Raw genomic sequence first — 13,546 nt, 5'->3', positions numbered from 1 at the left:
CAACACAGCAAAAAACCCTTCAACTCGTATAAGTTGAAGGGCTTGATCAAGTAGACATGTCAAAGTAAGCATGCATAATGAACACCCTCCTATCGCTCGTAGAATTGTGGTGTAAAAAAGAATCAGGCAGGTATTCTGGCTCGAGCGTCAATGCCTATGCACCCTTCCCGGTTGCCCAGTGGATATGCGCATAGACTCGTCTCTTACAGCGGCGGGACCGCGTGGGATTCTCACCCAACTTCCCTTTTAACCAATCCAATACCATCGCCCTAACCGGCGGAAGGTATCATTGGCACCTGATACTTATCTCGTATTCAATTTGCTTGCTCATCATAACGAATATTTTTCGTTTTGTCATGCTAAATTTTTCAATTCTATAGGCCTATTCTCTCAGCTGATCTCCGTGAAAGACTCGCAAAATAAACTCCCGGTCGGGTACATCCAGCTTTTCGTAGGAAGCAAGGAATGCCGAATTATCATATTCCGCCTCCTGCAGCTGCACCTCAAAACCCTGCTCGCACACCGTAACGATCGCGTACCTGGCAGTGGACTTATTGTTGCAGCCAAGGGAACCGGGATTAACAAATGCTTGTCTCTCGCTGCGGAAATAATGAACCGGATGATGATGGCCGAAACCGATCAATGCGTCTTCGTAACCGTCGAACAGCTTTTCCAGATTGGACAGGCTTGGCTCAACAATTGGGCTAAACGGATCTTTGCTTATCGGATCGCTGAACTTGTCCCGCGCAATATGATAATGGGTAAAAAGCATGCTTTTGCCGTACGCTTCGGTCCGGATCATGCGGGGCATTCGTTCCAGCAGCGGGACAAACGACTTGTCCATTCTATCCGCTATCCACTTATGATGCCGTTCCGAATGGAAATGGCTCTCCGGATAAGGTTCTCCGTTGATAATCGCGAGCACGGCTTCATCATGATTGCCGGACACAAAGGATATATCATCCCTGGAGAAAAGCGCATGAAGCACCTCATTCGTATCCGGCCCGATTCCGATCATATCTCCCAAGCAATAGATGGAGTCGACATCATGCAAAGTGTCGATCTCATGAAGGGCCGCTTTTAACGCAGGCATATTGCCATGGATATCCGTTATTAACGCAAACCTCATATTCATGCTTCTCTCCACCCTTCCTGCTTGTTAGGCTGGCTTATTCCTTCGTGATACTCCGGATCGAACCGTCTGCGGAGCCCACAATAACAAGACTTGCCATATGGATAAACAATCCGTTGTCTACAACTCCGGGAATCCGGTTCAGGTCGTCATGTAGCGCTTCCGGATCCGCAATGGCGCCAAACTCGCAATCCGCAATATAGTTGCCGTTATCGGTCACATACAGCTCTTCACCGTTCTTGCGGAGCTTCGGCTCGCAGCCCAGCTTGCGAAGCTTCCTCACCGTCAGCTCGAACGCAAACGGAACAATCTCGACAGGCAGCGGGAACTTGCCCAGCTGCTTCACGTCCTTGCTCTCGTCCACGATAATAATCAGCTGCTTGCTTGCAGCCGCTACAATTTTCTCGCGGAGCAGAGCGCCGCCGCCGCCTTTTATGAGGTGCAGGGCGGGATCAACCTCATCTGCTCCGTCAATTGTCAGATCAAGCACGTCCACGTCTGCGAATGGCATCATCGGAATGCCAAGTTCTTTCGCCAGCTGCTCGGATTGAACGGAGGTCGCGACCGCTTGAATGGTTAGCCCCTCTTCTTTCACCTTACGGCCAATGGCTTGGATCGCCCAATAAGCGGTAGAGCCGGTTCCAAGTCCTACTTTCATCCCGTCTTTGACGAGTTCAACTGCTTTTTCTGCTGCAATACGTTTCGATTCCATGAGATCACCTTATTTATTTAGAATTTGTACAAAGGATTTAATTTTTAGTATAACAAAGCTATGAATGTTAGGAAATATAGGGCAGTTTAAAAAATAAAAGGCACATCGCCACTCGATTTGAGCGGGAATGTGCCTTTAACCATTATTTCTTTAAATAAACCATGCCGATACCGGGCAAACTTTGTACATAGCCCTTCATTTATGAATCTTATACCGCGAAGATATGATTGCCAATGTGGACGGTTTGCTTGCGGGACCATATCCACTTCGATGTAGCCGTCTTCGGATTAAAATAGTACAACGCGCCTTGCGACGGATCGTTGCCGCCAAGCGCATCAAGCGCGGCTTTGTAGGCTGTAGAATCCGGCTTCATATAATATTGCCCGTCATCTACCGCCGTAAATGCGCCGGATTGTTCGATAACGCCTTTAATGGTTTTGGGGAAGCCGTCAGCATCCAGACGGTTCAATACAACCGCCGCAACGGCAACCTGGCCCTTGTAGGACTCTCCACGCGCTTCTGCATAAATGATACGTGCCAGAAGATCGAGCTCTTTCTGATTAGCAGAGACCTTTTTCAATTGGGTCCAAGTTTTCTCCTCCGCTACTCCATCCGATTTAAGTCCGTAATCCGCTTGGAATTTGCGAACGGCCTCTTCCGTCATTTTGCCATAAAACGTTGTAATCGCCGTATTATCGAAATAACCCAGCGTCTTCAGACGGAACTGCAAATCCGGAACATCCGGACCGTAGCTGCCGTAACTGAGCGTAGCTGGCGCCGCTGCTTTCGCAGCCTGAAGCGGCATGGCAACCGTCATCATAAATGCTAGAATAATGGAAATACTATATTTATAAATTTGATTATTAATCAACATTAATACTCCTCTCATTTTATTAATATTTGTATAAATCATTAATTGGAATAATTTTGTTATGCAACGGCAGGTTTTAAACGAGTTTAACATACATAAAAATTTATAGTAACCCAAATACATTAATTACATTTATTTGCTAATCTAACTTTTTCCTTACGCCGGAATCCTTTCGATTGTTCCCTTTCGCTTGAATTGGTACAATATAGGAAGATTCGAAGTGAGGTGAACAGCATTGAATGTGATCAAAATCAAGGATCGGCAGGAGCTTGACCGGGTGTTCCGATGATGCCCTGGTATGTGGAGAAATTTATCAACTATAAGCTTCCCGACCTCTCTCCCTCTTCATTGCTGGAGTATGTTAGAGATTATGAGACGTTTATGGGATGGCTGATTGCGGAAGGATTATCAAGCGCGGAAAAAGTAAAGGATGTCCAGCTTATCGAGCTTGAACGGCTGCATATGGACAGCATTGACACCTTCCGGATGTTCCTTGCGACGAACCCGAACCATAGCAATACCAGAACGACCATTACGCGTAAGCTGTCTTCTCTCCGATCGCTCTTTCATTACTTGAGCCAGATCGCCGAGGATGAGGAGTTCTATCCGTTATTGAAGCGGAACGTAATGGCCAAGGTATCCATCAAGCGGACGCATAAGCCAAAAGATACGGCGGCAAAGCTGGAAGGCAAGCTGTTGCAGGAAGAAGAAATTTATGAATTTCTGGCCTATATTCATGCCGATTACGAGAAGGATGTTGCCGAGAATAAGCAGGCGTTATATTCCTATCAGCTGAATCGAACCAGAGACAGCTGTATTATCAGTCTGATTCTTCATTCCGGCCTCCGCGTCTCCGAGATCGTAAATCTGAATACCGACGATATTGATGTGAAGAAGAAGCTCGCCTACGTTTACCGAAAAGGCAAGAACGATGACACCTTCAAGACTCCCGTCTATTTCCGTCAGGAAGCGGTTGATGATCTAACTGCCTATTTGCAAATGAGGGACTCTCATTATAAAGCGCCTAAACGCGAAAAAGCCCTCTTCCTTGCCATAGCTAACGGCAAAAAAGAAGGCTCTCGAATGACCAAACGCGCCATTCAGGAAATGGTAATCAAATATGCGAAACGGTTCGGCAAGCCTTACTTAAGCGTACATAAGCTCCGCCATTCGTTCGCAACCGATTATTACCTGCGTAACGATATTTATATGACACAGGAGCAGCTTGGGCACGCCTCTCCCGAGACGACCCAAATCTACGCCCATCTTACGGATAAAACGATGGCCGAAGCGATCGACCGGATTAAGAAAGCAAGCGAAGCCGCGAACTAAGCTTCAACTTGCGTTAACACAGCCTCTTGCATGTTAAGCTGCGTATTTACCAGCTTCGCATACAGGCCGCCCTGCTTCATCAATTCATTGTGAGAGCCTTGCTCCGCGATTCGTCCGTCCTGGACAACCAGAATAAGATCCGCGTCGCGTACCGTCGAGAGACGATGCGCGATGATAAAAGCGGTGCGTCCGTTCAGCAAAGTCTCCAGCGCTTCCTGGATATGCTGCTCCGTCTCGGTATCTACGCTTGAGGTTGCTTCATCCAGGATAAGAATCCGCGGATCGGACAGCAGCACCCTTCCGAATGCAAGCAGTTGCCGCTGGCCAACCGACAGCTTTGAACCCCGCTCCTCTACCTCCGTATCATAGCCCTCATTCATGGACGCAACGACACGGTCCAGACGTACGCTTTCCGAAGCTTGAATCATTTGCTCCATTGTTGCCCCGTCATTGCCGTAACGCAGGTTCTGTTCGATTGTTCCCGAGAAAATAAACGAATCCTGGAGTACGATTCCCATCTGTCTGCGTAGAGATTCCAGGGTTACGTCTTTGACATCTAGTCCGTCAATCGTAACTTTGCCCCCGGTTGCATCATAGAACCGCATAAGCAGATTAACGATTGTACTTTTCCCCGCCCCCGTTGGTCCAACAAGCGCAACACGCTGTCCCGGACGAACCTTAAAGCTGACGTTATGAAGCACATCCGGTTTCGATTCTTCATAGCGGAACGATACGTTTTCGAACGCCACTTCACCGCGGATCGCCGGCATACGGCGCGCATAGGCGGCATCTGTTACCTCTGCATCCGTATCCAGAATTTCAAAGATCCGTTCTGCGGAAGCCATCGCCGACAGCACTTGGCTGTACACCTTGGACAAAGCGCTGAGCGGTCCCCAGAAGCGCCACAAGTAATTGATAAAAGCCATAACAAAACCGATAGTAAGCGCACCGTCCATGACTTGTTTGGCTCCGAACCATACAACGATACAAGTACCGATCATTCCCACCAGCTCAACCAGCGGATATACGGTTGATTCCAGCATAATGGCGCGCATGAAAGCCTGCTTGTTCCGGAAGTTGATCCCTTCGAACCTTGCGCTGTTTTTATGTTGACGCGAGAATGCCTGAACGACGCGGATGCCTTGAATCGTTTCGTTCAAATGTCCGTTAATGGCCGACATCGTCTTGCGCGAACGGGTCCATGCCCCTTCAATTCTCGGGCGCAGCCGGTTCACGATAAGATACAGAAGCGGCATCATAATGAAGGACAGAAGCGCAAGCTTCCAGTCCATCCAGAGAAGAATCGCCACAATTCCGACCAGGTGCGTAACTTCCATAACGGTTGTGATCAGTCCGCCGTTTATCAGTTCGCCAATCGCGTTCGTATCATTGGTAATACGCGACATGATTTTCCCTGCCGGACGTCCGTCGAAGAAGCGGAAGGACAGCTTCTGCAAATGATTAAACAGCTGCTGGCGTAGATCGTACAAGATGCGCTGCCCGGTAAAGTTAATGTATTTGGTATGTACCCAGCCGCAGCCCCAGCCGATCAGCTTGATACCGAGCAAGGTAATACCGAACAGATGAATAGCGTGAAAATCCCCTTTTGTAATGCCATCGTCGATCAAATACCCAAGCAGCAGAGGTTCCGCCAGGCTTAAAATCATATTGACAAGGACAACGCCTATAATGATGGTCAGCGTCTTGCGATAAGGCTTTAAATATCCAAGAAGCCTCTTCATATACGCGGGATTAAAGGGTTTCTCCTCAATCTCGCTGTCGTCGTCCCATTCCACTTGACTCATGTGTTCCCCTCCTGTCCGTTAGCTTCCAGCCGCTAGCTTCTGCCGTTCAAACAGCTGGCGGAAGAATCCGTTCCGCTCGCTTAATTGTTTATGGGTACCCTGCTCGATCAGGCGCCCTTGCTCCAATACGAGAATGCGGTCGGCATGCTGAATCGAGGACAACCGCTGCGCAATAATGAATGTTGTTCTGCCTTTCATGACTTCAAGCAGTGCTTCGTGGATAGCTGATTCCGTTGCCGTATCCACGCTGGCTGTGGCTTCGTCGAGGACCAGAATCGGCGGATTCATCAGAATCGCTCTTGCAAGCGCTACCCTTTGTCTTTGACCGCCGGAAAGCCCAACTCCCCGCTCGCCAATCAAGGTATCGTAACCGTGAGGCATAGTCGTAATAAAATCATGGATTTGCGCTTTTTGAGCCGCATGCTCGATTTGCTCCATGGTCGCATCCGGGTAGCCGTATGCAATGTTATCCCGAATAGAAGCGGAGAATAGAAACGTCTCCTGCGGTACGATACCTACACTGCTCCGCAGGCCATCCAAGTCATAATCACGGACATCAATGCCGTCGATCTGAACCGTGCCGGACGACACATCGTAGAACCTGGACAAAAGCGCAATCAGGCTGCTTTTCCCTGAGCCGGTTGCACCTAATACGGCAATGACTTCACCCTGCTCCACCTCAAAGGAAATGTCGTTTAGAATCGGTTGATCCTTCGATTGATCCTGGTCATTAAAGAAAAAGCTTACATTGCGGAAGGAGACTTGGCCTCGCATTCGATCGGTTTGAATTCCGTTCTCCGGCGTTACGATATCGCAAGGCGTATCTAGAACCTCGAATACGCGCGGGGCTGCCTTAATCGCCTGCTGCATAATATTAATCTGCCAGCCCAGCATGTTGAGCGGCCAAATAATCCCCCATGTATACCATTGGAAAGCCATAAAGGTCCCGAGCGTCATCTCCCCGCGAGCCACGTATACCGCTCCCAGCCAGATCATCAGAACAAAGGTTAATCCCCCAAACAATCCCATCAGAGGGAATGCTTTCGCTTCCAATTTTGCGCGGTCCATATTGGTATCGAAGTTTTGTTTGTTCCTTTCGGCAAACTTTTGCTGCTCGACCGCTTCCGTCGCAAACGATTTCACAACTCGGATGCCTGCAATGTTTTCCTGAAGGGTTGTCGTTAGCCGTCCGGTCTGCTCCCGGATATTGGACCAGGCTGGACCAACCTTATTGCTGAACCACCATAAAATAAGCAGGATAAGCGGAATTGTAACCGTACTAATTAAGGTCACCTTCCAATTCATCCAGAGCATAAAGATCATCGTTCCCACAAAGGTCAATAAACCGGTCAGCAAGCCCATTGCGCCAAAGCCAACAAAGTTTTTGACGGCCTCGATATCACCGGTCATCCGGGACATCAGCTGCCCGGTCTGCGCCTTGTCGTAATACGAGAAAGATAACCGCTGCAGCTGTGCGTATAGCTGTTCTCTAAGCTTAAACACAACGTTTTGCCCGACAAGCTCCTGGGAATAGCCCTGCACGAACATCCCGGCGCTTTTTAACGCCTGGACACCGATCAAGAGCAAGGTTAGCCATAAAATAAGCGATACATTTTCCTTCTTGATTCCTTCGTCAAAGATCTCGCGCAAAATCCATGGCGCAACGAGGTCGAAGATCGTTGCGAACAGCATGACGACAATGGCTGCTGCCGCCCATTTCGCGCTAGGTCTCACGTACGCTAATACCCGCAATAATACTTTCACTCTTTTGTATGCCTCCCCTCTATGCTAAAAAGAACAAAAAAAGACCCCAAGCCGCAATTAGGCTCGGGATCCTTGCAAAGATGTAAACGCCATTAAACAGATAGTTATCCGCGTATTGACGTCACATCACGAAGGCGGCCTGTACGGCATGCATGGAAAAAACGAACCAGAACAATCATTGCCTGTTGTTGATTCCGCATACCGGACACCCCTTTCCCTTCGGATTTGTATTTCGTGTAATCTGTTCGTATCGTAACAGACGGACTCTCTCTCTTGCAATAGCTGATTTTGTCGAATCGCTATTAATTTTTCAGGAATCGCCGAACTGACTCGTATCCTTAATGGAGATGCCTTCTTCTACCGCAAACTCGAAATCTTCGATATCGTATACCTGGACAGGCACTCTTGCTTCGAGCAGCTTATCTTGAAATTCGAATTGATCGGACAACAGCGGAATTTGCAGCTTCGAGCTGGTCAGAAGCAGCTCAGTCTCGATCGGATCGAAATATTCGCCATAATGCGCGTTATCTACGGCATGTACAATCGTGAACTGAATCCTGTCGTTTAAGATTAGCGGAGAGCTTTCCCGCCAAGGCACCTGCATGGCGCGTTCGATTTTTTTCCGGTTGAGCGGATCCTCAAAGAACGTTATGAGCTCGCCGATTTTGCTCTTGACATGCGCGTCATCCTCCGGATCGTCCATTACCGGCTCTGCCCCGTCTCTCATATCGTACAACTCAAGAATGGATGAATAAGGCACGACGTAATCAATCGGACGGCTCGGAATAAGGAGATGTCCATACGTTGCCACCATAACCGCTTCTATAACAAATCGCCGTCGCATATTTGCCCCTCCTTCTCTAACCACGGTTCCACATTATTATACAATAATACCTCCCCTGTACAAGATAGCCATTAGCCAAATTTGCATAAAATCCGCGGGTAGCTGTACAATGAAAGTTAATGTTTACTAGCTTGAATAATAAGTAATACTCTTTTTTCGTTTAAGGAGGTTCCTGAGCAAGTGTTCAAAGAAGAAGCCATTATTATCGGAGCCGGTCCATGCGGTCTTGCCGCTGCCATTGAGCTTGAGAGGATCGGACTTCATCCCGTCATTATTGAGAAAAGCAACATCGCCCATTCCATTTCCATGTATCCTACATACATGCATTTCTTCAGTACGCCGGAACGGCTGGAAATCGGAGAAATCCCGTTTACGACGCCTAATGATAAGCCTTCCCGCCTTGAGGCGATTAATTATTACCGGACTGCTGCGCTGCGCAACAGCTTGCGCGTCAATGCATACGAAACGGTACTCCGTATTGAACGGCAGGACAACGGGCTATTCCATTTGACCAGTGCAGACCGCTACGGGGAAGAAAAACAATATGAGGCCCGCTACGTGGTTGTCGCGACCGGCTACTTCGATCATCCGAATTATCTCGGCATTCCAGGTGAAGAGATGGATAAAGTCACTCACTTCTTCCGCGAAGCCCATCCCTATACCGGCATGGAAGTCGCGATTATCGGCGGAAGCAACTCGGCAATCGATGCAGCACTGGAGCTGGAACGGGTAGGGGCAAAGGTAACGGTCATTTACCGCGGCGCTGGCTACTCATCGAGCATTAAACCATGGGTGAGGCCCGGCTTTGAAGCCAAAGTCAATAACGGCATCATTCGTATGTTATTTGAGTCTCGTGTTGTTGAAATTGATAAGCGTCATGTCATCGTCGAATCTCCGGAGGGGCGCCATCCGGTCGCCAATGATTTTGTGCTTGCCCTTACCGGGTTCCATCCTGACCGTGATTTCCTGACAAGCTCCGGTGTACGCATCGAGGAGGAAGGCTTCCCGTACTTTGATGAAACAACAATGGAGACAAACGTACCCGGCCTGTATCTGGCCGGTGTCGTTGCCTCCAAGCATGAAGCGAATGAAATTTTCATCGAATCCGGCCGCTTCCACGGCAACAAGATTGCTGAACATATTGTTTCGCTTCGTTAATTATTTACGCTGCTCGTCCAACTTCTTCTTAAGAGATTGGACGAGTTCTTCTTTTGGCTCCTGTCCTCCATAACGAACCTCGTCATATAGACGGGCAAGAGTATCGGCGTCTGCCTGTGAGCCGGATTTTCTGCCCCAGGCTCCAATATCCGATGTTGTTTCTCTAACCGTGTAGTGAGTCTTATAATCATACCCCCGGCCTACCGCCGCAGCAACATATCTCCGGTATAGATAACGGATTTTCTCCCCGGCTGTCGACAGCTCTTCCCAGCGTGCTTCCTTTTTCCGGCTTGATTTGCCAAGCCTTACGCTCCATTTGGTCCGGTCAACCAGACTCTCAACCTCATCCGTGTAACCAACGGCACCTTCCTTGCTGTCCGCTGCCCGTTCCCATATTCTGCCCAACACCTTGTTTAAGAGCCGATATAGCTTCCGGCCAATAAAGAACAAAAGTACGGCGACGCCAATAATCAGAAGCACGATGCCAATATATTTCGCAACCAGCTCCAATCTTTCCAGCCATGCCGGCGGATTATGAGCCTCAACGGGAGGCAGTCCGCTTGGAGGCGGCTGCGTATCGGAAGGCGGTTCTTCAATCGGTTCGCCCGAACCGTCCATCCAGCCCAAAATTTTGTTCAAAACCGCATGGAAAAACGATTCAATGGAAGACTGAAGCTGGCGGAACAATCCGGCTATAAGCAGTAGCACGGCTATTATCGTCAACATATAACGGTTTTGCCGTTTGAACACTTTTGTCGTCGAGGATTGGATAGCTCCTCCGGATTGCGTCTCATAGGACAGTAACCGTTCATTAACGATGTAAAGCATCAGAATAAGTGCAACAATGCCGCAAAGGGTCAGAAACGTAAAATAGGGCTGCAGCTTTTCCTGAAGATGGGCAACAATCGTTAATATCGTATACAAAATAATGCTGGCAAACATAAGCGTATTCGGAAAAGAAACATACCAGCTTTTTGTGCTTGCTCCCATTCCTCTAACCGCTGTAAAGGCTCCTAGCAGTACCGGAAGAATAGCCGCTGCTCCCGGCAGATCCGTCTGAAAGGAAAATAACACGGCGTAGATCACGCCCGTATGAAGCGCGCCAAGCAGAATCCCTAATAGCAGCCGGTATATTCTGCGGTTATTCTTCAACTTCCCGATCCACACTGCCCCCGCCATATATATGAACGGAACGGTTAGAAGCCATAACACCATAAACGCATCGGTTGACGTATAAAAAAGTGCGATAAACCATATAGGCAAAGCGAATAACGTTTCTATGCTCCCATGAAGCAAATGCAGCATTGGCTGATGCTTTTTCAATTGGTTCATCCTGCCTCACCTGCCTGCTCTTGAACCGGATTGGGAGTGAGCTTCCAATGAACTACCGCATTCCCGTTACGGCGAAGCCTGTCCGCCTGAAGCTCAAGCTGATCGTTCCAGAAGCTAGAGATCACAAGCACATCACGCTGGGAGTAACCGCTGTCCGCTTCACGCGTTAATAGGTCCGCAAATGGCTCCGTCCGGACAAGCTCGAGTTTTGCCATGACCTCGAAAATATCCGTCAGATGCCCTCCGCCGCTGCGCGGTTCAACGAAAGTACTTCCGAACTCCCCGATAATCGGCATGTTCGTGCAGAAGCCCGCTTCCATACCGCCTTGTATAACCGCTTGGGCTGCGCCGGCCGCCCATTCGATTCCGTGCTCAATCAACTCCTCGTCATTAATGGAACGCCACATGCTTTCGTTGTCTTCCGCATTCAGATAGACCATCAGCCTGCGGTCCGCCGTATAGTCGTACTGATGAACCTGAAGATTGCCGGCTCTGGCCGTTGCTTTCCAATTGACCATTTTGTACGTATCGCCGGAACGGTATTCGCGGGTCCCCATCACAACAAACGGATCCTCGACAATCCAGCGTCTGACCGACAGCTCCCCTTGCCAGCTATGGGAAGGCAGCTCGTGAACCGGCACCTCGGCAGGCGTCGGGTAGACGATTAACTCGCCATTTAATGCAATCTGCTTCGTCTGATGCAGAAAGCCCAGAAGATCGCCTGCCGTCATGGTCACCGACTGCAGCTTATACCAGCCCCGCTTCTGGCATACGATGCGGTGCCTTCTCGTAATTTTCGTATAAGGCATAAGGGTGAAAAAGCTTTTATGATTTTGCAGCAGCTTGCCGCTGCTTACTTCCAGATTATCCTGACGGTGGAACCTTAAATCCGACGATAACTGGGATTCGACCCGCATCCAGGGAACGGGCAGCCATTTGGCATTGGTCAACTGCTCGACCAGCTCGATTGTTTCGCCGCGAAAGCTTACTCTTTTTTGAAATTTCCGTTCATACCCGATTTGACGCAAGCCATACTTATGAAAGATTTTGGCCTGCAGGAAAAAGACAATGATTGCCGCAAATGCTACCCAGAATATAATCATCGATTGCCCCCCTATCGGGAGCCGATTCCAGCTTCCGCAGGCACCGCGGTTTGCCGGATAATATCTTCAATGATGTCTTCCGCATGCTTATGAGACCTCTGCATTCCCCTTAGAGACAAACGATGCGCCAGAACCGGCTTCGCCATCGCCTTCACGTCATCCGGCGTCACATAATCCCGGCCGCGCAGAATCGCGTGGACCTGCGAAGCTCTCAGGAGCGCTTGGCTGCCGCGGGGGCTAACGCCCACAAGAATATCGTCACGCGTACGGGTCCGTTCGATCAGCTGCAGCAGATAATACAGCACTTCGTCTTCTATGCGGACTTCCGCATAATGACGCTGTGCTTCCGCAATATCGGAAGCGGCTGCAACCGCATCCAAATGCGATAACGGATCGGCATTATTAAAGCGTTTAAGGATTTGAAGCGCTTCCTCCGTTGTTGGATAGCCCATCTGGATCTTGAATAAGAACCGATCAAGCTGTGCTTCCGGCAGCGGGAACGTTCCCTGATGCTCGACCGGATTTTGCGTAGCGATGACCATAAACGGCTTGTCCAGACGTTTCGTCTCTCCGTCAACGCTAATCTGCCGCTCTTCCATACATTCAAGCAGGCTGGATTGCGTCCTCGGAGTCGCCCGGTTAATCTCGTCTGCTAGCAACAGATTCGTAAAGAGCGGTCCCGGACGAAACTCGAAACCGCCCTCTTTCTGATTGTAATACTGGATACCGCTAAGATCGGAAGGCAGCAGGTCCGGCGTGAACTGTACCCGGCGGAATTGAAGCTTCAGCGATTGCGCCAGCGATTTGGCGAGCAGCGTCTTACCCGTGCCTGGCACATCCTCGAGCAGGACATGACCCGAAGTAATTAAGGCGATAAACAACAATTCGGTAACGCTTTCTTTTCCAACAATAACCTGGCCGATATTTGACTTCAGTCTCTCCGCTAATTGGTTAATCGATTGAAATGACATAAGTGCGTCTCCTTTGTCCGGTTATCGGATGACTCCCGTTGTGATAGGATGATGGCTTTGAACGATCTTGCGGAATATTTGTTCCTGCTCGGCATTCCGAAACGACTCTTTCGGGATGATCCAATACTGTCTCTTATTATGGAATAAAAAATAGTAGTGTTCGTTCTCCCAGATCTTCGCGAAATTACCCCAATTCACTTTGGATGTACCGTCCGCCACCGTTAATTCGAGATTATCGGAATTGAAGCTGTACTCGAACTCTCCGTTAAGCTTTCTGTCTTTGACGATTCTTCTTGGATGAACAATACAATGGGTTACATAGTTTAATAACGCTAATACAACGACCGCCGCCGCAATGACCGCAAGCAGCCTAGAATTCGTAACGGCGGCAAGCGAAACACAAGTTATAACCAATAAAACTTCGAAAACCCATGTTAGTCGAATTCGTAAGGTTTGAAAATATAGACTTTTCATCGCTCTAGCGACATGCTGGCCATATTGAAATCGTACGGTATCCAATGA

Annotated in this window: 11 protein-coding genes, 1 pseudogene and 1 riboswitch; of the genes and pseudogenes, 2 read left to right on the top strand and 10 right to left on the bottom strand. The window is 49.1% G+C overall.

What is annotated here, in order from left to right:
• Positions 1 to 107: 107 nt before the first annotated feature.
• Positions 108 to 287, bottom strand: a riboswitch (cobalamin riboswitch).
• Positions 288 to 382: 95 nt separating this feature from the next.
• From PJDR2_RS13600 to PJDR2_RS13590, 3 genes are all read right to left on the bottom strand, one after another.
• Positions 383 to 1,135 carry a metallophosphoesterase family protein gene (locus PJDR2_RS13600; RefSeq protein ID WP_015844280.1) on the bottom strand — a complete coding sequence of 251 codons (753 nt, stop codon included), beginning with the start codon at positions 1,133 to 1,135 and terminating at the stop codon, positions 383 to 385.
• Between the two features lie 34 nt (positions 1,136 to 1,169).
• Positions 1,170 to 1,844 carry a ribose-5-phosphate isomerase RpiA gene (gene rpiA, locus PJDR2_RS13595; protein WP_015844279.1) on the bottom strand — a complete coding sequence of 225 codons (675 nt, stop codon included), beginning with the start codon at positions 1,842 to 1,844 and terminating at the stop codon, positions 1,170 to 1,172.
• Between the two features lie 208 nt (positions 1,845 to 2,052).
• On the bottom strand, positions 2,053 to 2,718 hold the full coding sequence (locus PJDR2_RS13590; protein ID WP_015844278.1) for a cell wall hydrolase: 666 nt from the start codon (positions 2,716 to 2,718) through the stop codon (positions 2,053 to 2,055).
• A gap of 232 nt (positions 2,719 to 2,950) precedes the next feature.
• Between PJDR2_RS13590 and xerS the strand changes: the two are divergent.
• Positions 2,951 to 4,047, top strand: a pseudogene (gene xerS / locus PJDR2_RS13585) (tyrosine recombinase XerS).
• On the opposite strand, the gene PJDR2_RS13580 reads toward xerS, so the two are convergent.
• From PJDR2_RS13580 to PJDR2_RS13570, 3 genes are all read right to left on the bottom strand, one after another.
• Positions 4,044 to 5,852, bottom strand: a complete 1,809-nt coding sequence (locus PJDR2_RS13580) for an ABC transporter ATP-binding protein (protein ID WP_015844276.1) — start codon at positions 5,850 to 5,852, stop codon at positions 4,044 to 4,046. The pseudogene xerS and the gene PJDR2_RS13580 sit on opposite strands and share 4 nt — an antisense overlap.
• An 18-nt stretch (positions 5,853 to 5,870) precedes the next feature.
• The gene (locus PJDR2_RS13575; RefSeq protein WP_015844275.1) at positions 5,871 to 7,616 is read right to left on the bottom strand and encodes an ABC transporter ATP-binding protein; all 1,746 of its coding nucleotides are present in this window, start codon (positions 7,614 to 7,616) and stop codon (positions 5,871 to 5,873) included.
• A 310-nt stretch (positions 7,617 to 7,926) separates the two neighbouring features.
• The gene (locus PJDR2_RS13570) at positions 7,927 to 8,460 is read right to left on the bottom strand and encodes a hypothetical protein (RefSeq protein WP_015844274.1); all 534 of its coding nucleotides are present in this window, start codon (positions 8,458 to 8,460) and stop codon (positions 7,927 to 7,929) included.
• Positions 8,461 to 8,640: 180 nt separating this feature from the next.
• Here PJDR2_RS13570 and PJDR2_RS13565 point away from each other — a divergent pair, with 180 nt between their 5' ends.
• On the top strand, positions 8,641 to 9,618 hold the full coding sequence (locus tag PJDR2_RS13565) for a YpdA family putative bacillithiol disulfide reductase (RefSeq protein ID WP_015844273.1): 978 nt from the start codon (positions 8,641 to 8,643) through the stop codon (positions 9,616 to 9,618).
• On the opposite strand, the gene PJDR2_RS13560 is transcribed toward PJDR2_RS13565, so the two are convergent.
• The 4 genes from PJDR2_RS13560 to PJDR2_RS13545 are packed head-to-tail and all read right to left on the bottom strand — an operon-like array spanning position 9,619 to position 13,543.
• Positions 9,619 to 10,950 carry a DUF4129 domain-containing protein gene (locus PJDR2_RS13560; protein ID WP_015844272.1) on the bottom strand — a complete coding sequence of 444 codons (1,332 nt, stop codon included), beginning with the start codon at positions 10,948 to 10,950 and terminating at the stop codon, positions 9,619 to 9,621.
• A complete protein-coding gene (locus PJDR2_RS13555) occupies positions 10,947 to 12,053 on the bottom strand; it encodes a DUF58 domain-containing protein (RefSeq protein WP_015844271.1) in 1,107 nt (368 codons plus the stop codon). Before PJDR2_RS13555 ends, PJDR2_RS13560 begins: the two co-directional genes overlap by 4 nt.
• Before the next feature lie 11 nt (positions 12,054 to 12,064).
• Positions 12,065 to 13,024 (bottom strand): AAA family ATPase, encoded by a 960-nt coding sequence (locus PJDR2_RS13550; protein ID WP_015844270.1) that lies wholly within the window; start codon positions 13,022 to 13,024, stop codon positions 12,065 to 12,067.
• Positions 13,025 to 13,045: 21 nt separating this feature from the next.
• On the bottom strand, positions 13,046 to 13,543 hold the full coding sequence (locus PJDR2_RS13545; protein ID WP_015844269.1) for a YcxB family protein: 498 nt from the start codon (positions 13,541 to 13,543) through the stop codon (positions 13,046 to 13,048).
• Positions 13,544 to 13,546 lie beyond the last annotated feature (3 nt).

Source organism: Paenibacillus sp. JDR-2, assembly GCF_000023585.1.
Taxonomy (GTDB): domain Bacteria; phylum Bacillota; class Bacilli; order Paenibacillales; family Paenibacillaceae; genus Pristimantibacillus.
This window is presented reverse-complemented; position numbering and strand designations above follow the sequence as displayed.